We start from the raw sequence: 23,122 nt of genomic DNA on the forward strand, positions 1-23,122 counted from the left end.
CTTATGCTGGCCAGACCAGCAGCACCGGACAGGGCGCGTGGTCGACGACGAACCGGGTCGCCGGGCCGAGGCTGCGCGGACCGGCATGGCTGACGTCGCCGTCGCGGCACACCACGAGCAACGAAGCATCTCCAGCGGCCGCAACGACTTCGTGCTCGACCCGCCCCACTCGCGCAGACGTCTCGCACGGCAGCCCGAGGCGTGCCGCGGCCGCCTCCAGCAGCCTCGAAGCGTGATCAGCGGCGAGGTCGTCCAGCCTGCTGCCCGGATCCCGCGAGGGGTGACTTCTCCCGAACAGCCCGGCGAACGCGCCATGAGCCGCGCCGGGCACGTCGTGGTCACTCACGTGCAGCAGCAGGAAGTCGGACCCGTGTGCGCGGGCCGCGTCCACACTGGACTGCCAGGTGTCGTCGGCGATCCACACGACGACTGTCATGGTCATCCTCCGATCACGTGCAGGGACGCCCACAGTGCCACGACCGCGCCCACCAAGGTGGCAGGCACGGCGAGCAGGCCCAGCTTGGTGAACTCGGGCAGGTTCACCTCGGTGTCGTGGTCGTGCACGATCCGCCGCCACAGCAACGTCGCCAGCGACCCGGCGTAGGTGAGGTTCGGCCCGAGGTTCACGCCGAGCAGCACCGCCAGCACCGCCCCGGACCCGAGCGGCACGACCAACGGCAGCAGCACGAGCACCGCGGGCAGGTTGTTGATGACGTTCGCGAGCACCGCCGCGACCGCCGCGACGCCGAGCAACGCCAGCAGCCCGTTGCCGCTCGGCACCACATGCCTGAGCGCCTCGTCCAGGCCGTTGTCCACCACCGCCCGCACCACGAGACCGAGGCCGAGCACGAACGCGAGGAACGGCAACGAAGCCGACTGCACGATCTTCAGCACGGACGTACGACGTTTCATCAGCGCACGGACGGCCATCGCGCACGCACCCGCACACGCAGCCCACGCCGGGTCGATCCCGGTAGCCGACGCCACCACGAACCCGACCAGCGTCAGCCCGACCGTGGCCAGCGCGAACACCGGCAGCTCACGCGGCGGCCGCACCGACGGGGCGTGCGCCGGCGCGTCGAGATCGGTCCGGAAGAACCGGCGGAACACCACGTACTCAAGGCAGATCGCCACCACCCACGGCAACGCCATCAACGCCGCGAACCGCGTGAAACTCAGCCCGCTCGACGCGAACGCCAGCAGGTTCGTCAGGTTCGACACCGGCAGCAGCAAGGACGCGGAGTTCGACAGGTGCGTGCACGCGTAGACGTGCGGCTTCGGCCGCACCCCGAGCTGCGCGGCCGTCGCGAACACCACCGGCGTCAGCAACACCACGGTCGCGTCGAGGCTCAACACCGCCGTGATCACCGACGCCGTGACGAACACCCCGCCCAGCAACTGGCGCGGCCGCCCACCCGACGCCCGAGCCATCCACGTCCCACAAGCGTGGAAGAGGCCGTCGTCGTCGCACAGCTGCGCCAGCACGAGGATCGCGGCCAGGAACCCGATCACCGGCCCCAGCCGCACCGCCTCGTCCACGGCGTGCCCGACCGGCAACGCGCCGACCAGCACGACGAGCACCCCGGCCGGCACCGCAACCGCCGCCTCGGGCCATCCCCAGGGCCGGACGACCGCGCAGACCAGCACGGCCACCAGCAACAACACCGACAGCGCCAGCACGCACCGAACGTTAGGTCATCTTGGCCGCCGCCGACTTGACGGCCCGCCTGATCCGGAAGCACGTCTGCTCCAGCCACGCCTGCTGAACGGGGTGCAGGTCGTCACCGGAAGCCAGCCCCTCGATCATGGTCACGGTCTGCCCGGCGCGCTCGGACACCGGCGTCACGCACGGCTGGATCTCCGCACCGTTCAGGTGGGACGTGCGGGCGCGGCACACCGGAAGATCATCGCAACTGCGGCACGAACCCAAACGATTCGCCGTGCCTGAGACCGGCTCACCCGACCGGCGGCACCTGGCGCCTCAGCACGCGTTCGGTGCCGCCGGTCGCGTCCAGCAACCGGATCAACGCCCGCTTCACCGCGTCGTCGCCGTGCACGTCCAGCTCCCGGCGGATCCTCCTGCTGTCCTCCACGAGCTTCCGGCCGCGTTTCGTGAGGCTCGCGCGCCGAATCCGGCTGTCCACGCGATCAGGCTCGCGCACGACGTACCCGAGCCGTTCCAGCTCGGCCAGCTGTTTCGAGGCGGCCTGCTGTGTCACGCCGAGCAGCTCCCCCAGCTCGGACACCGTCGGCGCGTTCTCGATCAGGTGCTGGATCACGTACCCGTGCGAGACGCGCACACCGTCGTGCCCGATCTCGTGCAGCCGCCGCAGAATCGCGTCGTTCGCGGAGCTGCCCGCCAGGAACGCGAGCGTGGCGAGGTCGATGTCCATCAGGTCCACGCCCGCATCCTCACATTGACAACCACGGTTGTACAACTATGGTTGTGCATATGGAGACCATTCACTCACTGCACCGGGCGCTCGAAGCCGGGGAGTCCGGTGACGCACTGCGCCGGTTCTTCACCACCGACGCGGTGACCGTCGAGCACCCGAACCTGATCAAGCCGACCGGTGCGCGAATGCCCCTGGACAAGATGATCGAGGGTTCCGCTGCCGGCGTGAAGTTGTTGTCGAGCCAGAAGTACGACGTGCACTCGACCTCGCGCTCGGGCGACACCGTGATCGTCCGGCTGACCTGGACCGGAGTGCTGCGCAGCGGTGACCAGCTCGTCGCGCACATCGCGCAGTTCGCCGAGATGCGCGACGGGCTGATCAGCTCGATCGAGACCTTCGACTGCTACGAACCGTTCCGCAACGCGTCGAGCATCGCGGTGTGAGCCTTCTTCGGTGTGATCGACGACGTCCACGGCAGCGCGTTGCCCGGTAGCGCCGGGTACCGGTTCGTCGTGGCGGTCGAGCCGTACCGGTCGGTGAAGCCCCACGAGGTGAAGCCGGTGCAGTTCGACTCCTGCCGGCACACCGCGAGCCGCTCGCCGAACTGCTTGGCCTGCAACGCCTGGTCCGACGTGACAACATCCATTTCGGACACCCGGACCTTCAGCCCGAGGTCGGCCAGCGCGCGGACGTGCTTGCGGAACGTCTCGGCCGGCACCCGGTCGCCCGCCTCGTACTCGTGGCTCTGCAGGCCGACGCCGTCGATCGGCACGCCGTCCTGCTTGAGCTTCTTCACCAGGGCGTACAAAGCCTTCCAGCGCGGTCCCTCTTGTTCCGCCCCGTACTCATTGAGATACAGCACGGCGGCAGGATCTGCTGTGCGGGCGACGCGGAAGGCCTGGGCGATGTAGTCGGCTCCCATGGCCTGATACCAAAGATTGTGTTCCAGTCCATCGGAGTTGTCCTCGTTCATCGGTTCGTTGACGACGTCCCACTCCGCGACCCGGCCCTTGAAGTGCCCGGCGACGGTCTTGATGTGGTCTGTCATCACGGTTTTCTTGTCCGAGGCCGACCTCATCCACGTCGGTAGCGCCTCGAACCACACCAGCGTGTGCGCGTGCACCGCGATGTTGTTGGCACGCGCGAAGTCCACGATCGCGTCGGCTTCCTCGAACGCGAACACCCCGCGGGTGGGCTGCACGAACTGGGGCTTCATGTCGTTCTCGGGCGTGATCAGGTCGAACTGCTCACCGGCCGTCGCCCGATAAGCGTCGTCAGCCACCAGCGGCGCCACCGCGAGTGCGCTGCCCACACCTATCTTGCGCGGCAACGCTTCCGCACGTGACCGCAACGAACCGGAGACCGTCTTCTGCTTCCAGTCAGGCGCCTTGCGGATCCCGGTGGCCCCGGTGGCGGTCAGCGACTTGAGCCGCCACGACCCGTCCGCACCGAACCACACCTGACCCGACGAGAACACGCCCGGATCAGCCAGGGTGCCGAGCTCCTTGCCACCGGCCGAGAACGTGAACGTGGAGCCCGAACGCTTCACCTGCACCGCGACGTCACCGGACAGTCCCGAGCCGAACTTCTTGGCCTGCACGGGTTTGTCGCTCTTGCCGTTCCACAGGGCGACGTCCAGCTTCCCGTCGACCACCCCGACGCGCACGCTCGGCGGTTCCTGCCGCCACTCGTCGTAGATGATCGGCAATGAACCGTAGAGCTGCAGGTAGCCGGAACCGGACATGGTCGCGTCGACCTGGAACGTGCCGTTGACGGTGAGTCGCGGGCCGAGCAGGTTGACCGGCGGGTTCGGCTGGGACCGTTGACCTTCCGTGGCCACGATCCAGCGATCGAGCGGCCGGATCTGCACGCCGTCCGCGGTCTGCGTGGCGCCCGCGAAGTGCGCCCAGTCCTGGCCCGCGAGCAGGTCGAGCGGGGCGTGCGCGGCCGGCGGTGTCCCGGCCGCGAGTAAGAGAGCAGCGAAAATGCGCAGCATCGAGCCTCTCCTGATGGTGGTGGGCAATCAGCTGGCGGCGGAAACCCTGGTGGTGACGAGATCTGCGAGCACGGAGCTCAGCCCGGTGGCGACGGCACCGGTGAGGATGGCGGCCTCGCCGAGCTGGGATGTCTCGACAGCCGGCGGATAGGCGGACAGGCCGGACAAGGTGGCGCGCACCGGCTCGGCGAGCAGGTCGCCGTTCAACCCGATCCCGCCACCGAGCACGATCAGCGACACGTCGACGACCGACGTGATCCTGGCGGCGTGCTCGGCGATCCGCGCCGCCTCCCACGCGACGAGGTGCAGCGCGCATTCGTCGCGTTGCCGGGCCGCGGCGACGACTTCCTCCGTCGTGACGAAGTCGGAGTGCTGCCAGACGTGCGCGAGGAACGCGTCCGCGGCCGGGCTGTCGGAGCGGAACCGCTGCCCTTCCGGTACGTGGTCGATCTCGCCCGCGGCCCCGTTGACACCCCGGTGCAGCTCGCCGCCGAGCACCAGCCCCGCACCAACGCCGCTGCCGATCGAGAGGAACGCGAAGTTCCGCACGCCGAGGCCGGCCCCGCGCCAGCCCTCCCCGACGGCCGCGAGGTTGATGTCGTTCTCGGCGATGACCGGCAGGTCCAGCACGGCGGAGAGCTCGGCTCGAGCCGCGAAGCCCTCCAGCGCGTCCTGGTTGGCGTCGTGCACGATCCCGGTGCGCGGGTCGATCACCCCGCCGATGCCGATCGTGGCGATCTCGGGCGCGGCCCCGGTCGCGGCGACGAGCTCATCCCTGAGAGCCGTCGCCACGTCCAGGACGTGCTCGGGATCGTTGCTGCTCACGGGCTGGTCGAGCCGTGCGAGCACGGTCCCGTCGAGGTCGGCGACGCACGCGCGGAGGAACCGGCTGCCGAGGTCGAGCGCGAGCACGGTGGCCGCTTGCGCTCGCGGCCCGAAGTAGACGGCGTCGTAGCCCGCCGCGTTCTTCGGCCGTGGCACCTCCTCGACGAGCCCGGCGCCGAGCAGGTCGTCGATCGCCCGGTTCGCGGTCGGCTTGGACATCCCGAGGTACCGCGCGAGCTGCGCACGGGTCACCGGGTGCGACTGCCGGATCGCCCGGTAGACGACCTGCACGTTGGTCTCCCGCACATGTGCGCCCGTCACGGCTCCTGTCATGCGGCCAAACTAGTAACGAGACGTTACCGGTGTCTAGGGTCACTTGTTCACATACCGCTCGCATACCGGGTCTCATACCCCGGCGCTGTTGCCTGTCGGCGTTCCTCGACGAAGGGAGACCGCCGATGTCCGGCGAGAAGCAGTACAGCCGCCGAGCGGTGGGCAAGCTGGCGGCGGGTGCCATCGCGGCGGCGGGCATGGCGTCGCTGCCGGGCCAGGCGCTGGCGGTGCCGCACTACCGGGCGCACGGCCCGTTGCTGACCGACGGCTACCAGACGTGGATCGACGCGATCAACAACCAGTCGGCCAACCTCGCCAAGGTCGTCACCGGCTGGGGCATGCCCGGTCCGTGGGCGAACTACAAAGACCACGTCTGGACCGCTTGCGGCGCAACGAACTTCCTGATCGTCCGCACCGTCACCGGCGACACCGACAACGTGATCGACCCGAACCGTGCGGTCGCCGAGATCCGCGACTCCCGCTTCTTCGAGTACAAGAGCCTCCGCTCGGGCGCCGACAAGTGCATCATCGAGCTGGGCAACGAGCCGAACATCCGCGTGACCGACCCGTGGGTCTACGGCTACAACCTCAGTGTCACGATCGACCGCATCCGGGAGACCTTCCCCGGAGCCAAGATCTGCGGCACGGCGTTGTCGCCGAACAAGACCACGAACCCCGACACGTGGTACGGCAACCCGAACTTCGTCAACGCCATCAAGAAGTGCGACTACGTGGGCGTGCACTTCTACAGCAACCCCAGCGACGGCAGCTTCACCCGCCAGGGCGAGTGGAACGAGCTCACCTACGCGGAAACCCTGTCGCGCTGCGCCTCCAAGTGGCCCGGCAAGCCCGTGATCGCGACCGAGTACTCGATCAGGACGACCGCGCTCACCCCGTACGACAAGGGCTACAAGTACGGGAACTTCATCCACTTCGACGACTCGGTCGCGGGCAGCCTGTGGGGCGCGGTCTACTACCACGTGCAGACCAACCCAGGCGGCGTCGACTTCAACGAGAACGTCGGCTCAGAGGGTGCTCGCGGCTACCGCAAACGCCTCTCCGAAGGTGGCCTCTGAAGGTAGACTGAACCCCTGTCCACCTGGGGGTATGCGGTGATTCGGCATGTCAGGACCGTTGCTGATCTGCTGTCGTTGATGGACGGTCTGCTCGATGCGAAGACCGGCGACTGGTGGGACGGGTTCTACGCGGACCGCGACCGCGAGATCCCGTTCTTCGTCGCGAAGCCGGACGAGAACCTCGTGAGCTACGTCGAGCGCGGCCTGGTCACCCCCGGCCGCGCCCTCGACGTCGGCTGCGGGCCGGGCCGCAACGCGATCTACCTGGCGCGCAACGGTTTCGAGGTCGACGCGGTGGACCTCTCCGCGTCGGCCATCGCGTGGGCGCGCGAACGGGGCGGCGATCTCGTCCGGTTCCGGCACGACGACGCCTTCGCGACCGAGGGCTCGTACGACCTGATCTACGACTCCGGCTGCTTCCACCACCTGCCACCGCACCGCCGGATCAGCTATCTCGCGCTGCTCGATCGTTGTTTGAAGCCCGGTGGGCACTTCGCGTTGACGTGCTTCACCGCCGAGGAGGGCACCGCCGCCCCGGACGCCGAGCTGTACCGGTCCGGGCTGAACGGCGGCGTCGGCTACAACCCCGACGACCTGCGGTGGATCTTCCAGGACCTCGACGAGGTCGAGCTGCGCCGGATGGCCGAGGAACCCCCGGACTCACCGGAGTTCGGGAAGCCGTTCCTGTGGACGGCGTTGTTCCGACGGAACTGACGCGGCGAACGGACGCACGTGTCCGGCAGGCGGATCCACCGGCGCCCGCCACCTGCGAAAGTAGGGTGCATGCCCTGCTCCCGTAGGTGATCGTGGACACCTACCCGGCAGTATCGTCACGCGCGTGAAGCGGGCAGCGGGAGACCTCGCTCCAGCGTTGCCCACGGCAGCGCTGGACATCTCCGATGCGGTAATCGCTTTCCTCCTGATCGCCGGGTTCGCCGTCGCCTACCTGTTCATCCGGCGCAGGCTCGCCCAGCGCATGGAACGGGCCGTGCACGAGCTCCGGACCGAACAGGCCCGCGCCGACGAGCGCACGAGGCTCGCCGCAGAGATGCACGACGTCGTCACCCACCGCCTGAACCTGATGATCCTGCAGGCCGGGGCGTTGAAGGTGTCCGCGCAGGACGACGACGTGCGCAGGTCCGCAGAGGAGCTGCGCAGCGCGGGCCGTCAGGCGCTGGCCGAGCTGCGCGACCTCGTGGGCGTCCTGCGCAACGGCCGCGCCCGCATCCCGGACGTCCTGCCCGACCGCCTGGCCAACCTGGTCGCCGACTCCGCCGCGACCGGCCTCGAAGTGACCCTCACCGAACACGGCGACACCGACATCATCTCCCCAGCCGTGCGCCGCACGATGTACCGCGTGGTCCAGGAGTCCCTGACCAACGTGCACAAGCACGCGCCCGGCGCGCACACCGAGATCACCATCCACTGTGGACCGAGCAGCGTCCGTGCCGTCATCCGCAACACCGCCCCGCCGTCCGCACCGGACACGACCCGCGCCCCTGGCTCCGGTCTGACCGGCTTGCGCGGCCGGGTGGAGATGGTCGGCGGCACCCTCACCGCGGGCCCGACGGACGACGGCGGCTTCGAGGTGGACGCGGTGCTCCCGGCGTTCGTGCCGACCTGACGCGCTCAACGGCCGTGGAACCAGGCGATGCAGGTCCAGAGCTGCCGCCAGATGGCGGTCCGCAGGTCCTGCAACACGGCCGGCAGAACGCCACCGTCGATCTCCTTGAGCATCGACAACAGCTGGAACTGTTCGGCGAGGCACGACTCGTCGCCGCGGTCCCACAGCTCCTTGACCAGACCCACCTGCGCGGACAGGCCGATGAGGTCGGTGCGGCCGCTCAGCTTCCTGCTCAGCCGCACGACGGCCCGGTACTCGTCGACGATGGTCCCCACCTCACCGAACTGCGCACGGACTAGGGCCAGATCGAGCCGGCACGCCAGCGTCAGCTCGTGCTCGCCCAGGTTCTCGCCGCAGTCGTCGGCCAGTGCCGCGTACTCCTCGATCGAGCTCCGCGTCTGGCTCCGCTCCCAGTGCAGCCGCGCCAGCTCGCGACGCACCGTCAGCACCTCGGGATGCCCGAAGCCGAGGTACCGCAGTCTGACCACGAGCGCGTGCCGGAACATGGCCTCACCGAAGGCGTACGACCGCGAGATGCGGGCGAACTGGGCCACCGCGCAGGTGAGCCTGCTGCCCATCAGCTCCCACTGCTCGGCGTTGGCGAACGTGGCACGCGCGTCGTGGATGCGGTCGACGACGTACGCGCACTGCGGGCTCAGCACACCCCACTGCGCGAGGTGATGAGGGTCCGATGTGGACAGATAGCTGGTGCAGCCGTCCAGCGCGGCGACGCAGAGCGCGAGATAGGCCTGGAAGTCCTGCTGGACGTCGGTCTGGTGCCGGTTCGCCTCGCGGATGACGGGGTGCACGCTCAGGAACGTCACGGACACGCCCGACGACCGCGGATCCGTCATCGTGGCCTGCTCGATCAGGCCGAAGTCGCCGAGCAGCACCAGCACCCGCATCAGGTCCATCTCGCTGACCTCTGGGAACAACGAGGACTGCGACAGGACGCGGTGATCGAGCAGCACGCACGGAACCGGTGCCTGCTCGAAGAAGGACAACCAGCGCAGCAACGGGCGCGCCAGCGGCTCGCCGTGCTCGGCCAGCAGGTCGAGCGACAGCTCCCAGGTGCGCAGCAGCAGCTCGCGCTCGCACAGCCCGCTGCCGATCTCGTGCAACCGGTCGAGATCGGCGAACCGCTCCTGGAAAGTGCGGCGGTACTGGTCGAAGTCGCGCGGCAGTGCCACCGCCGCGAGCGGCGGGAAGTTGCAGGCGGCGTGCAGGTAGTGACCCGCCAGCCGCAGCGCGAGCGGAAGGTAACCGAGCGCGCGGGCCAGCTCCGCCGCGTCACCCGTGGCGTTGGGTGCCGCGGACCGCAGCAGTTCGACCGCGCTTTCCTCGTTCAGCGGCCCGATCAGGATCATCTCGGCACCGCCGCGGCGGCTCATGCCGCCGCCGTCCCGCGAGGTGATCAGCGTGGTGCCCCGTCCCTGGGTGAGAGCAGGCCGCCACGCGCCGAGCACCCGGTGGTCGTCGGCGTTGTCGATGATCAGCAACCACGGCCAGCGCGCCGCGCCGAGCACCCGCGCCAGCAGTTCGACCGCGGAGCTTTCCCCCGACCACGCCCGCGCGATGTCGCTCGGGCACGCCCCGGCGTCGAACGCGACCTCCCGCAGTCCCGCCTCCAGGCCGGCCGCACTGCCCGCGTCGACCCACCACGTGCGGACCACCGGTTCCCCGCGGGTCAGCCGTCTGGCCGTCTCCAGCGCGACCGAGGTCTTGCCGCAACCACCCCTGCCGTGCAGCACGACCACGGCGCCGTCGGATCTTCGCGCGGTGCCGAGCAGGTGCTTCACCACGTTCTCGCGGCCGTGCAGCTTGCCGGTGAGCCGGTCGTACGGCGGCGCGATCGACACCAGGCCGGGCTGGGGCTCCACGCCGGGAACGCCGTGGAAGACGAGGTCGCCATCTATCCGCCCGGCCTGGAACACAGTCCGCGCGGTGCCGGCCTCGATCTTGTTGCTCGTCGCTCCTGGCGGCAGGTCGGGGCGCGACGACTCGTCATCACTCACGCGGTGGACTCCGGATGAATTGGCGGAAGGCCAGCACGATAGCGAACCGATGACCAATCTCAAGCCGGTAACGGCATCACTTCGGCGTATGAGTTCGGCTCTGCGCAAGAAGCGTGCCGCCGAACGATCGCGATCAACCGTTCACCGCATCTCCGCCCACTTCAACGGCGGTTTCGCAACTCGATTAATCACGTTGAGCACGTCGCGTGGACACACACGATCGAGCGACAACTGATTAGCACCGAGCAACGACTGCGTACATTACCTGCGGAGGGGGAATCATGACCAGGACAAACGAGTGGAAGCGAGCACACGCCTGCAGTCCAGCGGGCGACAACTGCGTGGAGGTGAATCTCCACCGCCCGGGACTCTCCTCGGTGCGTGATTCAAAGCGTGCTGACGGGGCCGTCCTGACCTTCGAGGCCACGAGCTGGGCCGACTTCACGAGATTCCTGCGGCATCATCCGGATTCATAGCCAAATCAAGGCCATTTCCCCATACCGAGCACCACGACCGGGGTCCGCTTCCCACAATGGCCGCCTGACCGATCACCTCGATCGAGCGGAGAGTCAGTGGGAGGCTCGGAACCCAAGTCGTTGCGGTCGCGACGAGAGAAGCTGGGCGAGTTCGTGCGCACCGCCCGCAAAGACCGCGACATGTCCCAGGCCCGGCTCGGCAGGCTGATCAGGGGCAGCCAGGCGAAGATCAACCGGATCGAGCGCGGCCTGACCGGCACCAAGATCGACGACCTGCGCGCGATCGTCACCGCGCTCGGCATCACCTCGGACACCGCCGCCGAGATGGAGGCCCTTGCGGCCGCCACACCGCGGCAGCGCACCTGGCGCGGTGCTATTCCCCAGCACGTGCGCCGCTACCTCGAAGCCGAACGCGAAGCCGCGCTGATCCGGGGAGTGCACGGTGACCGCATTCCCGGCGTGCTGCAGTCCGAGCAGTACATGTTCCGGCAGGCGGGCATCAGGAGCCCGGCCCAGATCACCGACCGGATCCGGGCCCGGCTCGAGCGCAAGCAGCTGTTCGATCTCGCCGGCGGACCGCGGTTCCAGTACCTGCTGAGCGAGTCTTCGGTGCGGCGGCGGGTGCACGGCAGCGTCGCGGTCGCGCTCGACCAGATCGACGAGCTGTTGCGGATCGACGAGCGCTATCCGGACGTGTCGATCCACGTCCTGCCGTTCGACGCCGACATCGACTTCCTGCCGGGCGACTTCACGTTGCTGGACTTCGCCGACAGCGGGCGGAACTTCGTCTACGTCGAGCTGCTGGGCAGATCCGTCGAGCCGAGCAGCACCGCGGAGTTCACCAGATACCGGCACCAGTGGGACAAACTGTCCCAGGCGGCGCTCGGCCGCGCGGACAGCAGGGTCTTCCTCACGGACCTGTACAAGGAACTGGACAGCGGGTCGTGACGCGTCACGTCTCCTCGGAGGCGCGGACGGCCCGGCACGCCAGGTGCACGGCGAGCCGCTCGTCCGGGTTCAGCAGGCTGACCCCGAGCAGCTGCTCAGCGCGGTTGATCCGCTGCGCCACGGTGTTGCGGTGCACCTTGAGCCGCACCGCCGCCGTGGACGTCACCGACTCCTCGTCCAGGTAGATGGCGAGCGTGCGCAGCAGCTGCCCGTCCTCCACACCCGCCAGCGGTTCCAGCAGCCGCGTCGCCTGTTCCACCAACGCCGGCGTCTCCGCGGCCATCGACAGCAACCGCCGCACGCCCAGCTCGTCGATGTGCACGACCTTGGCGGCTCCGGTCATCGCCGCCGCCTCCCGTGCCTCGGCGAGCGTCCGCCCCACCCCGGCAGCCCCGGGATGTGGCCGCCCGACGCCGGCGACGAGCGTGCAGGGGCCCAGCGCCTGGGTGAGCTTCGCGGTCAGCTCGCGGTGCTGCGACGTCGGCGGCTCGGCGTCGTTGGTGATCCAGAACGACCAGCCCTCCGCGCCCTCGACCAGCTGGCCGTGCAGGCCGCGCCGGGAGAGCTCGACGCGCAGGCGTTCGGTGTGGGCGGCGTCGAGGATGCCCGGTGCCGGCGGGTTCGGCGTGGCGAAGATGCCGGTGTGCCAGCCGTCGAGGCGCCACCCGGCGAGCACGGCCTGCTGCACCAGCTGAGGCGGAACGTCGTCGCCCGCGGCGAGCAGCTCGGACAGCAGCGAGCCTCGGGAACGGGCCCGGCGCTCGGTTTCCAGGCGCTCGGCGGCGACCCAGTTGCCGAGCGCCCACGAGGCGACCTGACTGATCTGCTGAACTGTCTCGGCCCAGCGCTTGTTGCGGCCGCGGGTGTGCGCGACGAGCCACAGGTGCACGTGCCCGGTCCGGTCGGTCTCCACCGGGACGGCCACCGCGACGCCCTCGGGCAGCTCGACGGCGGTGGCGATCGAGCCGACCAGCAGGTCCTCCGGCAGGCCCGGCGGAGCGACGCCCTCGATCGCGGTGCCGTCCGCACTCATCACCGCGCACGTCACGTGCAGCTCGCCGGACAGGATCGTGATGACCGACCGCGGGTCCGGCTTGCTGCGGCCCAGCCGTGCGGTGACGGCGTTGAGCAGCCGGGCGGCGGCGACCTCGGGGCGGCGGACGGCCGTGCGCAACGAGTCGGCGACCAGCAGCGGGTCCTCCGCCTTGGTCTGCAGCAGCGGCACGCCGAGCCGGTTGGCGAAGGAAATCGTTGCGGTGGAAGGAGGTTGGTAGTTGCCGGTCGACGGGCGCACCAGCACGACGGCCCGCACGTCGGCGCTGTAGGCACGGCGCAGCGCCACCTCGACGAGGTACGGCTGGTGCCCCGTGAGGATCACCAGGTCGCCGGCCGAGCACGCCTCGACCGCGGTCATGTCCGCCGCCAGCCGCACGTCCGCGACCTCGGTGTCGATCCCGCGCTCGCCCGCCAGCAGGCACGCGTCGCCGAGCACGCCGATCTCCAGCAGATCGCGCACGGTCAGCGAGTCGGCGTCGTCGATCACGTGACGTCCCGGAACGGCAGGTAGTCGAGGTCGTAGCCGAACGCCCGCGGGTCGACCCGTCCGAGCATCTCCTCCCGAACCCATTGCGGTGGCGATGGGAGCGCGACCACATCCACGACCGCGCCGAACCGGAGCCGCTCGGTCGACACCGGCTTGCCCGACTCCGCGTCCAGGCAGCACAGCAGATCAGGGGTCGTCACGAGCGGTTCGCCGTCCGCCAGTGCGACGAGGTACTCACCCTGCATCTCCAGGCGCACATACGCATCGTCGGCGTCCAGGCGCCGCAGCGCCACCGTTCCGCGAGGAAAGTCCCCGACGGACTCTCGCCACACTTCGACGACTTTTCCCCGCGCGACAAGGAAACCGCCGGACGCCTTCGCGCGTTCGTCCACTGAAAGCGTTTGCTGCGACCAGATCTCGCCGAGCTCCAACGCGCGTTGAAGCGAGCCCGTTATGCCCGCTTTGAGCGCGTCTGCGAGCTTCAACGGCTTGGCGACCATCATCGCCCAGCCGCCGAAGTCGACCATCACCGTGCGCGCGAGCTTCTCGATGCCGGTCGCGTCGAGCACCGCCCGGTTTCCGCTGGGTTCCGTGATGGCCAACGGGGTCGTGGGCAGCCCGGCCGCGTCGTAGGTCGTCTGGTCGATTCGTGGGAACGCTCTCCCCATCCCGTCCACGTCGACGTACGGCAGCCCCAGCCGGGCCGCGAGGATCAGCGGCAACAACCCGTTGCACCCGCCTACCTCCCACCCGATCACCGCCGTCGCGGTCGTGGAATCCTGCGCCTGCAACGCTTTCAGCGCGTCTTCCGCCTCCTGCCCCGACGGCAGCTTCTCGATCAGCACGGTCGGCGCGCCGATCAGCCCGACCCGTGCACCGTGCCCGTCCGGATCAGCCTCCTCAGGCGAAAGGACGGTGACAGGTCCGCTTTGTCGCATTTCCTGCCGGAGCATCGCCGCGAACGCGTGCGTCTCGTGCTCACCACCGCCGCCGCCACTGCCGAGCATGACCACGCCCAGGGCGAGCTGGTCCACCTCGTCGGGCTGGAGCAGGTGCATGCGCGAGACAGTAGCGCCGCCGGTGCTCGCCCGAGAAGCTCTGGCAACCGGCGCGCCTACTGGCCCCCCAGCGGGACGTACTCGTGCGAGTAGCCGAACGCCGACGGCCCGACCAGCGCAAGACCTTCCGGCGTCCGCCAGCGCGGGTGGCAGGGCGCGCCGACGACCGTGACGCGCTGCCCGTACCGCAGCCGCTCGGCCGGCACGGGTTCACCTTCGGCGTCGAGCACGCAGATCAGGTCCGGCACCGAGGCGACGACCTCGCCGTCGCGCGACGCGACGAGGTGCTCGTTCTGGAACGCGAGCCGGCAGCTCGCCCCTTCGTGGGCGGCCGTGCCCTCCAGCCGCGCCTCCCCCTTGGCGAAGCCGGGATCGTTGGCGCGCATGACGTCCACGACCTTGCCGGTGAACAGCACCGCGCCGCCGAGGAACTCCGCGACGGCCAGGCACGGGTCGGCGTGCTGGCGCCGGGTGCGTTCGACGAGCCTGCCGAGGTTCGCCGCCAGCGTGAGGGTGCCGGGAATGGTGATGTCGCGGGCCTGCTTGCCGGACATGGGAAAGCTGCTCATCAACGCGGTGCAGCCCATGCCGATCGTGGCCGAGCGCGCGAGCCGTTCCGCCCAGTGGTTGTCGCGCACGTCGAGGACGATCGAGTTGCCCTTCTCGTCCGCGATCGCGAGCGGCTTGGCCAGCACGCCGTCGAGCGTGCAGACGACCATCTGCACCATCGGGAACGCGCGGCCCATGCAGTCCGCGTCGAGCACCGGCAGGCCGAGCGACGCGGCCACCGGGAACGGCGCGAGCGAGTTCATCCCGCCGACCTCGATCGGCAGCACGTGCGTGATCGGCCGGCCGATTTCCCGTTGCAGTGTCAGAAAAGCAGTGACCGCCTCCTCACCCGCGGGCAGCTTCTCGATCATCACGGTCGGCGCGCCGATCATGCCGATGCCCGCGACGAGCGCGTCGTCCGGCACCTCGTGCAGCTCGGCGACGAGCACCGGTCCGCACTCCAGCACTGCCTGTTCCGCGACGAGCCGGCCGATGTACGGATCGCCACCACCGCCCGTGCCCAGGATCGCGGCGCCACGGGCGATGTGCCTCAGCTCGTCCGCTCCGATCTCACGCACGCGCCCTCCTCGGGGCGTCCTCCAGCACCAGATCGCCCACGGCTCTCGCGCGCACCCTGCTCGCGTTGCCAGGCAGGTACGCCAGCGGGATCTCCTCGACCTCGACGATCCGCACGCTGCCGGCCCTCGCACCCGCCGCGACGGCCTTGTCCACGGCCTCCTGGCGAGCCGAGTCGAGCACCTCGTCCCGCCGGTTCGGGTCGATCGTGAAGACCCGGTCGACCTCGCCGCCGACCTGCGCGATCGCGGCGCCGATGGCGTTGGCGAACGCGTGGTGCCCCGGCCTGATCAGCTCGCCGACGCCCTCGACCTGGTCCGGCACCAGCACGCTGCCGCCGCCGACCAGCACGACGGGCAACGGCGCGGGGCTCGTGCGCATGCGGTCGACCTGCGTGGCGATCTGCTCGCAGATGTGGTCGAGCACCGAGCTGACGAGCGTGCGGTCGAGGTTTTTGACGAGCCCTGGGTCGCCGATCTCGGCGAGGCCCGCGGCGACCGCGATGTCCGTTGTCGTCAGCGTGCCGCCACCGAAGACGAGAGCCTGCTGGGTGAGCCGGTAGCCGACGCTGTCCGGGCCGATCGACAGACCTTCTTCTTGGCGCACCACGCTTCCACCGCCCAGGCCGACGGACAGCACGTCGGGCATCCGGAAGTTGGTGCGCACCCCGCTGATCATCACCTCGGACGACGCCTCGCGCGGGAAACCGTTGTGCAGCATGCCGATGTCGGTCGTGGTGCCGCCGACGTCGATCACCGCGCACTCGTCCAGTCCGGACAGGAAGGCCCCGCCGCGCATGGAGTTCGTGGGGCCGGACGAGAACGTGGCGACCGGGTAGCAGCGCGCGTACTCCAGGTCCATCAGCGTGCCGTCGTTCTGGCTCAGGTACAGCGGGGCGTCGATGCCTTGTGCCGTCAGGGATTCCGTGAGCCCGTCGGCGATCTGCTCGGCGAGCTCCCGCAGCGCCGCGTTGATGATCGTCGCGTTCTCCCGCTCCAGCAGGCCGAGCCGCCCGATCTCGTGCGAGAAGCTGACGAGCAGGTCCGGCACCTCGGCGGTCAGGATCTCCGCCGCCCGGCGCTCGAAGTCGCCGTTGACCAACGAGAACACCGAGGAGATGGCGACCGACCGCACACCTTTCGCCGCGATGTCCGTGGCGACGCCGCGCAGCTCGTCCTCGTCGAGCGGCGAGATGACCCGGCCGTCGTACTCGTGCCCGCCGTGGCAGAGGTAGGAGTGCCCGCCGATGACCTGACGCAGCCGCTGCGGCCAGTCGACGAACGGCGGAAGTGCTTTGGTGGCGGGAAGTCCGAGCCGCACCGCCGCCGTCTGCGCGAGCCCCCTGCCCTCGACGATGGCGTTGACGAAGTGCGTCGTGCCGATCATGACGGCCTTGACCGCCGTCTGGTCGAACCGCTGGGCCGCCTGCAGACCGTTGAGCGCGTTGACGATCCCGGTCGTCACGTCCGCCGTGGTCGTGGTCTTGCACTCGGCGAGGACCCGCCGTCCCTCGACGAGAACGGCATCGGTGTTCGTGCCGCCGACGTCGATACCGATGTGCATTTCGCTTTAACCACCCCTCAGGCGGCCGACGCTTCCCCGACCACCTTACGGTTGGTGGCCCTGCGCGTCCTCATGCGGAGCAGGTCCAATCTGCCAGCTGAGACGTAGAGGGCGAACGCGAGCACGAGGGAGTTCACGCTGGACTGCCCGAACGGCAGCAGCTCACCGAGGATCGCGGCGGCCGGCCAGATGACCACGGTGGCGGGCACCCAGCTCGGCGCTGATCTCGGCACGTGCGGCCGGGTGGAGATGATCTCGTTGCGCCAGCGCCGCACGACGTAGTACTCGGCGATCATGATCCCGGTGACGGGCGGGAACACCACGCCCAGCAGCACCAGGAAGTGGCTGAACTGGTGCACGATCCCGGCGGCCGCGAGAAAACTGCCGGCGCACCCGACCATGACGGTCACCTGCGCCCGGCTGATCCGCACCGCGAACACGGCGTCGAAGAAGTTCACGAGCCCCAGCGACGCCGAGTAGAGGTTCCAGTCGTTGATCTTCAGCACGGCCGTGACGACGATCAGCGCCCCGATCCAGCCGCTGGACGAGCCGATGACGCCCATGATGTCCGTGGTGCCGAGCCCGTGCGCGATGACCACGCCGGCCAGGCTGATCACCCACTCCCCGAGCGTGATGCCGAGGATCGTCTGCTTCACCACGTCCCACTCGTTGCGGTTGAAGCGCGTCATGTCCGGCGCGATCGCGGCCCCGACGATGAAGCTGCCGGTCACCAGCGTCGCCGCGGTCATCATGCCGATGGGTGTGCCGGGAGCTTCGCTGGTGAGCGCTTTCGGCAGGTCGTCGACCTTGGTCAGCACGAGCCACACGAGCAGCAGCAGGAACGCGGGCACCGCCACGTAGGCCGTCCACGCCATCCACCGCACCCCGTAGGCCGCGATGACCGTGACCGCGATGCCGAAGAGCAGGGACCACACCGGCGCGGGCAACACACCGGCGACGTTCGCGAGCGTGGCCCCGGCGAGCCCGGTCTGCACCCCGAACCACCCGGTGCAGCTCAACGCGATGATCAGTCCGAGCATCGCACTCCCGGCGTGCCCGAACCCGGTCCACCGCGTGAGGATCGCCGTCGACAGTCCTTCTCGCTGGCCGATCACGCCGACCGCGACCGCGACCGCGTTGAGCACCAGGGCCCCGATCGTGAGCGCCAGGAACGCGTCCCAGAACGACATGCCGAACCCGAGCGTCGCGCCCAGCAGCAACTGGCTCAGCGCGGTCGTCTGCCCGAAGCGCTGGGTCGCGACTGACAACCACGGATGCCGCGCCTGGTCAGGGACACGGCTGAGGGCCTGGTCGTCATGCCCGAGAAGAGCGGCCACAACTCGTCCCTCCGCCCTGTGATCGACAACTCGGACAGTAATCGCCGTCCCACCATCGAGCTACAGACAATGTGCACTGTCGGACGAATCAACACGTTGCGATTCGCACAGGCACGCCTAATTCATCGCGAGCGCGATTCGCCTGCGCGCCACCAGCCGCGTCTGATGCACATCGACGCTCACCCCGAGCCCGGGCCGCCGCTCGAACCGGTCGTAGCTGCGGCTGAGCAGCCAGTGAGCCGCCTCGGCACTGATCAACTCCAACCGCACCTGCTGCTTGAGCCGATCAAGCGCCTCGCTGACGTGACGAGTGATGAACGCATGCCGCGTGAGGCTGCCGCTGATTTCATCGATCATGAAAACCATGGCGTGCGGCTCATCCCCGTACGCATAACTGCACAGCAGTGCCAGATATCCGGCGTCGATCGACCGGTCCCCGATCCAGCACTCGCCGAACCTGAGCGTCCTGAGGTCCCACGACGGCGCCGGCTGCTCCACGGCCGCCTCCTTGGCCCACTGCCCAGGCCTGCCGGGCAACAGGTGGGCGAGGGCGTTGAGCAGCGCGGCGGACCGCCGGCTCGGCACCTCCTGCAGGTGCCGGACCACGACCTCCCACAGCTCCTCGTTGTCCGCAAAGGGCCCCACGAACGCACTGACCTGCAACTCCACCTCGAGCGGATCGGTCAGCTGCGGCAACGGACGCCCGGCATCCACCACCGCCTGCTGCATGGGGGTCAGCCTCGTCCGCACGCGCGGCAGGTTAGTCCGATCGGCGCAACCCGGCCCGTTCCTTGATCCAAGCCACCACGTGGATCACCCCATCGTGATCGAAGGCCAACGCCGAGCCGTTCGTGCAATACAGACAACCAGCCACTCGTTTGGGTATAACCTGATCGGGTGATGGGGGTCACACTGGGCGAACAACCGGGGGTCAAGTGCCACTCGTGCAAGGCGATGTCGCAAGCCTGCTGGAGGAATCACTCGAGGAGAAGCTGCATCTGCGTCTCGCCGAGGCTTACCGCAGCACCCACTTCCGCAATGCAGGGGACAGCGAGCGCGACTCGTGGGCGCACAGCCTCAAGGCGCTGCTGACCGTCCTGCACGAAGCCGGGCTGGACGACTGTGAGGTGCTGCTCGAACACGCGCTGCCCCGCTCGTCGCTCCGGGTCGACTCCGTCATCTGCGGGCACAATCCCCACTCCGGACGTCCCTCGTTCGTGTTCGTGGAGCTCAAACAGTGGAGCACTGTGCACGCGGTCGAGAATGGGCTGGTCCGACTGAGAGAACACGACCAGCTGCGGCAACACCCGACGGCACAGGTGCGTGGCTACTGCCACTACATGCACCGCGCGGTTCCGGCACTCGCCGAAGAGAAGGAACTGGTCAGCGGTCTGGCCTACCTGCACAACGCCCGTCGCGGGAAAGTCCGGGAACTGCTCGGCCAGGTTCCGGGAGACCACTGGGGCCGGATGTACACGCTGGACGATCGGGACAAGCTCGTCGGACGGCTGAACGAGCTGCTCGACGCCGGCCGGACCCGCGAGGAGAACCTGGCCGCGGCCAAGAGGCTCCTCGGCTACCCGGCGCGGCCATCCTCCCGGCTGCTCGAGATCGCTCGCGACTCCATCTCAAAGCGTGAGCTGCTGCCGTTGGTGGATCAGCAACGATCGGCCTACGAAATGGTCGAGAACGCACTGGTGAAAGCATTCGAAGGCAGCCGGAAAAAGGTGTTCATCGTGGTCGGAGGACCTGGCTCGGGAAAGAGCGCCATCGCGCTGTCCCTGCTCGGCCGTCTCGACGCGCTCGGTATGGACGGCTACCACTCGACCGGTTCCAAGTCGTTCACCAAGACCATGCGGCGGTACGTGGATCCGGGCGACGGTCGCGTCGGGGACATGTTCAAGTACAACAACGACTTCGGATCCGACCGGCTGCACGGACTGGACCTCGTCATCAGCGACGAGGCCCAGCGGCTCAGAGAAGCGAGCACACCGTCCGGCTCGTACCGGCAGGCGCGGCAAGCCGGTGAGTCGCAGATCAAGGAACTGATCTCCGCGGCGCGTGTGCCGGTGTTCCTCCTCGACGAGAACCAGCGAGTCAGGAAGTACGAGGTCGGCTCCGTCGAGGAGATCAGCAGGATCGCCCGTGAGCTCGGCTGCCGGCCAGAAGTGATCCATCTGCGCGGGCAATTCCGCTGCGGTGGTTCCGACGCCTACGACCGATGGGTCGACTGCCTGCTCGGGATCGCGGACGAGCCGCCCGTGAAGTGGTCCAGCCTGGCCTCGGCCGACCAGTTCCAGGTGCACGTGGCCGACGGTCCGGTCGAGATGCAGAACTGGATCAAGGCAAGCAAACGCCCTGATGACACCGGACGGCTGACCGCCGGCTTCTGCTGGCCGTGGCCGAAAGGCCGACGCGGCAGGGATGCGGACATCATCATCGGCAAGTGGGGCAGGTACTGGAACTACCAGGAAGCCAACCAGTACGGCCCGCACCACGACTACTGGGCCACCGATCCCAGGGGCGTCTCCCAGATCGGCTGCATCTACACGGCACAGGGCTTCGAGTACGACTGGGCGGGCGTGATCTTCGGTCCGGACCTGGTGTGGCGCAACGACAGGTGGGTCGCCCAGCCGGAGCACTCCTTCGATCCGGGTGTCAAGGATGCCGGAAGCCTGTTCCACCCGCTCGTGCGCAACGCCTACCGAGTGCTCCTCACCCGAGGCATGCGGGGAGTGACGATGTTCTCGGTGGACGAGAAGACGCAGGAACACCTGCGGGTGATGGTCGGCTGAGCAGCCTGGAGATCAGCTAGCCTCGGAGTTCGCGGCCCGACGGGCACCGAGTGCGCACCGCACCTCGTCGCTGCCCCCACCCGCATGTGGATCAAGCATGCCTAGGTGGGGGAACAATCTGTGGCTCTCGTCCGTCAGAGCGCCGAGTCGTTGCTGGCCGAGGCCTTGGCCGATCGGCTGCACAAAGCCCTTGAGGAAAAGGCCCGGTTCCAGTTCGAGTCGGGGGTGAGCGACGGCGAGGTGCGGTCCTGGCAGAGCAGTCTGCCGGTGTTCCTCGGCGATCTCGTCGACGCCGGTCTCGGCCACGTCGAGGTGCTGCTGGAACACAAGTTGCCGCACAGTCCGAAGCGCCTCGACGTCGTGCTCTGCGGGCGGAACCCCAGGCACGGACGGCCGTCGTACGTGGTCGTCGAGCTGAAGCAGTGGTCGAAGGCCGAGCCGTACGGCGACGACCTGGTCAAGGTCGAGTTCTACCCCCAGCCCGTGCTGCATCCGCTCGAACAGGTCCGGCGGTACTGCGAGTACCTCGTGGACTCGACGCCCGCCCTCGCCGAACAGCCGGACGCCGTGCATGGAGTGGCTTATCTGCACAACGCCAGGAAGGTGGGGCCCTGGAACATCACGCGTTACGGCGTCGACGAGTTCGGTGAGCTCTACACGCTGGACAACAAAGGTGAGCTGATCAACCGTCTGCGCGCATTGCTCGACACCGACGCAGGAACGCGTGACGGTGCCCGCGAGGCCGCCGACGAGTTCCTCGGCATGCGTCACGCGCCGTCCAAGCCGCTGCTCACCGTGGCGGCCAAGGAGATCCAGGAACGCGAACAGTTCGTGCTGCTGGACGAGCAGCAGGTGGCGTACAGCCTGGTTCGCAGAGCGGTCGAGAAGGCGCGCTCGTCACGCAAGCAGACCGTGGTGATCGTGCTGGGCGGCCCTGGCTCCGGCAAGAGCGTGATCGCGTTGAGCCTGCTCGGCGAACTCGCGCGGCAGGGCAGGGAGGTGCTGCACGCGACCGGCTCGTCGTCGTTCACCAGCACCATGCGCAAGCACGCCGGCAGCCGCAACCGGCGGGTGCAGACGATGTTCAAGTACTTCAACAACTTCATCGACGTGGATCCGCTCGACCTCGACGTGCTGATCTGCGACGAGGCCCACCGCATCCGGGAGACCAGCCTCAATCGCTACACGAAGCGGGAAGCCAGGGAGAAGGCGCGCAGGCAGATCGAGGAGCTGATCGACGCGGCCAGGGTGCCGGTGTTCCTGCTGGACGAGAACCAGACGGTGCGCCCCGGCGAGATGGGTTCGCTGCTGGAGATCGAGGCGGCGGCGACGTCAGCGGGCTGCGAGGTCGAGGTGGTGAAGCTCGACGGCCAGTTCCGGTGCGGCGGTTCGGAGCTCTTCGACGCGTGGGTCGCCAGGTTGCTGGGCGTCAAGGGAACACCCACGCGCTGGTCGACGATGGTGGCGGGTACTGACGACGAGTTCGTGGTGCGCTGTGCGGAGTCGCCGCGCGAGATGGAGTCATGGCTGCTCGACCGGCAGGCCAAGGACGGCGGCACGGCGCGCATCGCGGCCGGGTACTGCTGGCGCTGGAGCGATCCGGTCACCGAGGACGGCGTGAAGGTGCTGGTGCCGGACGTGCGGATCGGCGACTGGCACCGGCCGTGGAACGCGAAGCCGGAGCAGCGGGTCCCCGACGTGCCCGCCTCACACTTCTGGGCCAGCGATGAGCGCGGGTTCGGCCAGGTCGGCTGCATCTACACCGCCCAGGGGTTCGAGTACGACTGGGCCGGTGTGATCTTCGGGAACGACTTCGTCTGGCGCGACGACCACTGGGAACCGCAACGGCAGCACTCGCACGACCCCGCGGTGAAGAAGGCCGACGACCTTCACTTCGCCCGGCTGGTCCGCAACACCTACAAGGTGCTGCTGACGCGAGGCATGCGCGGAGTCTGCGTCTACTCCGAGGATCCGGAGACCCAGGAGCACCTGCGCACGATGTCTGGCTGATC

Annotated in this window: 21 protein-coding genes; 8 read left to right on the forward strand and 13 right to left on the reverse strand. The window is 68.7% G+C overall.

Annotated features, from left to right (window positions below):
* Position 1: 1 nt before the first annotated feature.
* From ABZX92_RS18455 to ABZX92_RS18470, 4 genes are read right to left on the reverse strand one after another with little or no spacing between them, the layout of a single operon-like run.
* On the reverse strand, positions 2-436 hold the full coding sequence (locus ABZX92_RS18455) for a universal stress protein (protein ID WP_355560384.1): 435 nt from the start codon (positions 434-436) through the stop codon (positions 2-4).
* Positions 437-438: 2 nt separating this feature from the next.
* Positions 439-1,680: an SLC13 family permease gene (locus ABZX92_RS18460; protein ID WP_355560387.1), complete on the reverse strand. Its 1,242-nt coding sequence runs from the start codon at positions 1,678-1,680 to the stop codon at positions 439-441.
* Positions 1,681-1,690: 10 nt separating this feature from the next.
* Positions 1,691-1,897 (reverse strand): hypothetical protein, encoded by a 207-nt coding sequence (locus ABZX92_RS18465; RefSeq protein WP_355560389.1) that lies wholly within the window; start codon positions 1,895-1,897, stop codon positions 1,691-1,693.
* 58 nt (positions 1,898-1,955) lie between these two features.
* Positions 1,956-2,393 (reverse strand): MarR family transcriptional regulator, encoded by a 438-nt coding sequence (locus ABZX92_RS18470; RefSeq protein WP_355560535.1) that lies wholly within the window; start codon positions 2,391-2,393, stop codon positions 1,956-1,958.
* Between the two features lie 59 nt (positions 2,394-2,452).
* Between ABZX92_RS18470 and ABZX92_RS18475 the strand changes: the two genes are divergently transcribed.
* Complete coding sequence (locus tag ABZX92_RS18475) at positions 2,453-2,839, forward strand: nuclear transport factor 2 family protein (protein ID WP_355560392.1); 387 nt, start codon at positions 2,453-2,455, stop codon at positions 2,837-2,839.
* On the opposite strand, the gene ABZX92_RS18480 is transcribed toward ABZX92_RS18475, so the two are convergent.
* Positions 2,800-4,392 (reverse strand): endo-1,4-beta-xylanase, encoded by a 1,593-nt coding sequence (locus ABZX92_RS18480; RefSeq protein WP_355560395.1) that lies wholly within the window; start codon positions 4,390-4,392, stop codon positions 2,800-2,802. The genes ABZX92_RS18475 and ABZX92_RS18480 overlap by 40 nt on opposite strands.
* A 27-nt stretch (positions 4,393-4,419) precedes the next feature.
* Positions 4,420-5,550, reverse strand: coding sequence for an ROK family transcriptional regulator (locus tag ABZX92_RS18485; protein ID WP_355560398.1), 1,131 nt, complete (start codon positions 5,548-5,550; stop codon positions 4,420-4,422).
* A 125-nt stretch (positions 5,551-5,675) separates the two neighbouring features.
* On the opposite strand from ABZX92_RS18485, the gene ABZX92_RS18490 reads away from it, so the two are divergent.
* The 3 genes from ABZX92_RS18490 to ABZX92_RS18500 all read left to right on the forward strand — a co-directional run bounded on the left by ABZX92_RS18490 (position 5,676) and on the right by ABZX92_RS18500 (position 8,250).
* Positions 5,676-6,626: a hypothetical protein gene (locus ABZX92_RS18490; protein WP_355560401.1), complete on the forward strand. Its 951-nt coding sequence runs from the start codon at positions 5,676-5,678 to the stop codon at positions 6,624-6,626.
* A gap of 36 nt (positions 6,627-6,662) precedes the next feature.
* Positions 6,663-7,340 carry a class I SAM-dependent methyltransferase gene (locus ABZX92_RS18495; RefSeq protein ID WP_355560403.1) on the forward strand — a complete coding sequence of 226 codons (678 nt, stop codon included), beginning with the start codon at positions 6,663-6,665 and terminating at the stop codon, positions 7,338-7,340.
* 124 nt (positions 7,341-7,464) lie between these two features.
* Positions 7,465-8,250, forward strand: a complete 786-nt coding sequence (locus ABZX92_RS18500; RefSeq protein ID WP_355560406.1) for a histidine kinase — start codon at positions 7,465-7,467, stop codon at positions 8,248-8,250.
* A gap of 5 nt (positions 8,251-8,255) precedes the next feature.
* Here ABZX92_RS18500 and ABZX92_RS18505 read toward each other — a convergent pair whose 3' ends face one another.
* A complete protein-coding gene (locus ABZX92_RS18505; protein ID WP_355560408.1) occupies positions 8,256-10,265 on the reverse strand; it encodes a hypothetical protein in 2,010 nt (669 codons plus the stop codon).
* A gap of 281 nt (positions 10,266-10,546) precedes the next feature.
* Between ABZX92_RS18505 and ABZX92_RS18510 the strand changes: the two genes are divergently transcribed.
* Positions 10,547-10,741, forward strand: coding sequence for a DUF397 domain-containing protein (locus ABZX92_RS18510; RefSeq protein WP_355560411.1), 195 nt, complete (start codon positions 10,547-10,549; stop codon positions 10,739-10,741).
* 96 nt (positions 10,742-10,837) lie between these two features.
* Positions 10,838-11,689 (forward strand): helix-turn-helix transcriptional regulator, encoded by an 852-nt coding sequence (locus ABZX92_RS18515; RefSeq protein ID WP_355560414.1) that lies wholly within the window; start codon positions 10,838-10,840, stop codon positions 11,687-11,689.
* Between the two features lie 4 nt (positions 11,690-11,693).
* Here ABZX92_RS18515 and ABZX92_RS18520 read toward each other — a convergent pair whose 3' ends face one another.
* The 6 genes from ABZX92_RS18520 to ABZX92_RS18545 form a co-directional block, all read right to left on the reverse strand.
* Positions 11,694-13,232: a helix-turn-helix domain-containing protein gene (locus tag ABZX92_RS18520; protein ID WP_355560417.1), complete on the reverse strand. Its 1,539-nt coding sequence runs from the start codon at positions 13,230-13,232 to the stop codon at positions 11,694-11,696.
* Positions 13,229-14,290, reverse strand: a complete 1,062-nt coding sequence (locus ABZX92_RS18525; RefSeq protein ID WP_355560420.1) for a DUF917 domain-containing protein — start codon at positions 14,288-14,290, stop codon at positions 13,229-13,231. The genes ABZX92_RS18520 and ABZX92_RS18525 overlap by 4 nt, the downstream gene beginning before the upstream one ends.
* Positions 14,291-14,346: 56 nt before the next feature.
* A complete protein-coding gene (locus ABZX92_RS18530; RefSeq protein WP_355560423.1) occupies positions 14,347-15,417 on the reverse strand; it encodes a DUF917 domain-containing protein in 1,071 nt (356 codons plus the stop codon).
* Positions 15,410-16,978, reverse strand: a complete 1,569-nt coding sequence (locus tag ABZX92_RS18535) for a hydantoinase/oxoprolinase family protein (protein WP_355560426.1) — start codon at positions 16,976-16,978, stop codon at positions 15,410-15,412. The genes ABZX92_RS18530 and ABZX92_RS18535 overlap by 8 nt, the downstream gene beginning before the upstream one ends.
* A 17-nt stretch (positions 16,979-16,995) precedes the next feature.
* Entirely contained in the window at positions 16,996-18,315 is a 1,320-nt protein-coding gene (locus ABZX92_RS18540) for a cytosine permease (RefSeq protein WP_355560429.1), read from the reverse strand.
* A gap of 117 nt (positions 18,316-18,432) precedes the next feature.
* A complete protein-coding gene (locus tag ABZX92_RS18545) occupies positions 18,433-19,065 on the reverse strand; it encodes a hypothetical protein (protein WP_355560432.1) in 633 nt (210 codons plus the stop codon).
* A 185-nt stretch (positions 19,066-19,250) separates the two neighbouring features.
* Here ABZX92_RS18545 and ABZX92_RS18550 point away from each other — a divergent pair, with 185 nt between their 5' ends.
* Positions 19,251-21,110, forward strand: coding sequence for a DUF2075 domain-containing protein (locus ABZX92_RS18550; protein WP_355560435.1), 1,860 nt, complete (start codon positions 19,251-19,253; stop codon positions 21,108-21,110).
* A 120-nt stretch (positions 21,111-21,230) separates the two neighbouring features.
* Positions 21,231-23,120 carry a DUF2075 domain-containing protein gene (locus tag ABZX92_RS18555; RefSeq protein ID WP_355560438.1) on the forward strand — a complete coding sequence of 630 codons (1,890 nt, stop codon included), beginning with the start codon at positions 21,231-21,233 and terminating at the stop codon, positions 23,118-23,120.
* The last annotated feature ends 2 nt before the right edge of the window (positions 23,121-23,122 follow it).

It is taken from the genome of Lentzea sp. NPDC006480 (assembly GCF_040611995.1).
GTDB lineage: Bacteria > Actinomycetota > Actinomycetes > Mycobacteriales > Pseudonocardiaceae > Lentzea.

Excerpts from the sequence above, each read along its gene's own strand:
- ABZX92_RS18475 (WP_355560392.1), top strand. The coding sequence starts at position 2,453 with ATGGAGACCATTCACTCACTGCACCGGGCGCTCGAAGCCGGGGAGTCC.
- ABZX92_RS18470 (WP_355560535.1), bottom strand. The coding sequence starts at position 2,393 with ATGGACATCGACCTCGCCACGCTCGCGTTCCTGGCGGGCAGCTCCGCG.
- ABZX92_RS18535 (WP_355560426.1), bottom strand. The coding sequence starts at position 16,978 with ATGCACATCGGTATCGACGTCGGCGGCACGAACACCGATGCCGTTCTC.
- ABZX92_RS18525 (WP_355560420.1), bottom strand. The coding sequence starts at position 14,290 with ATGCACCTGCTCCAGCCCGACGAGGTGGACCAGCTCGCCCTGGGCGTG.
- ABZX92_RS18455 (WP_355560384.1), bottom strand. The coding sequence starts at position 436 with ATGACAGTCGTCGTGTGGATCGCCGACGACACCTGGCAGTCCAGTGTG.
- ABZX92_RS18490 (WP_355560401.1), top strand. The coding sequence starts at position 5,676 with ATGTCCGGCGAGAAGCAGTACAGCCGCCGAGCGGTGGGCAAGCTGGCG.
- ABZX92_RS18480 (WP_355560395.1), bottom strand. The coding sequence starts at position 4,392 with ATGCTGCGCATTTTCGCTGCTCTCTTACTCGCGGCCGGGACACCGCCG.
- ABZX92_RS18485 (WP_355560398.1), bottom strand. The coding sequence starts at position 5,550 with ATGACAGGAGCCGTGACGGGCGCACATGTGCGGGAGACCAACGTGCAG.
- ABZX92_RS18510 (WP_355560411.1), top strand. The coding sequence starts at position 10,547 with ATGACCAGGACAAACGAGTGGAAGCGAGCACACGCCTGCAGTCCAGCG.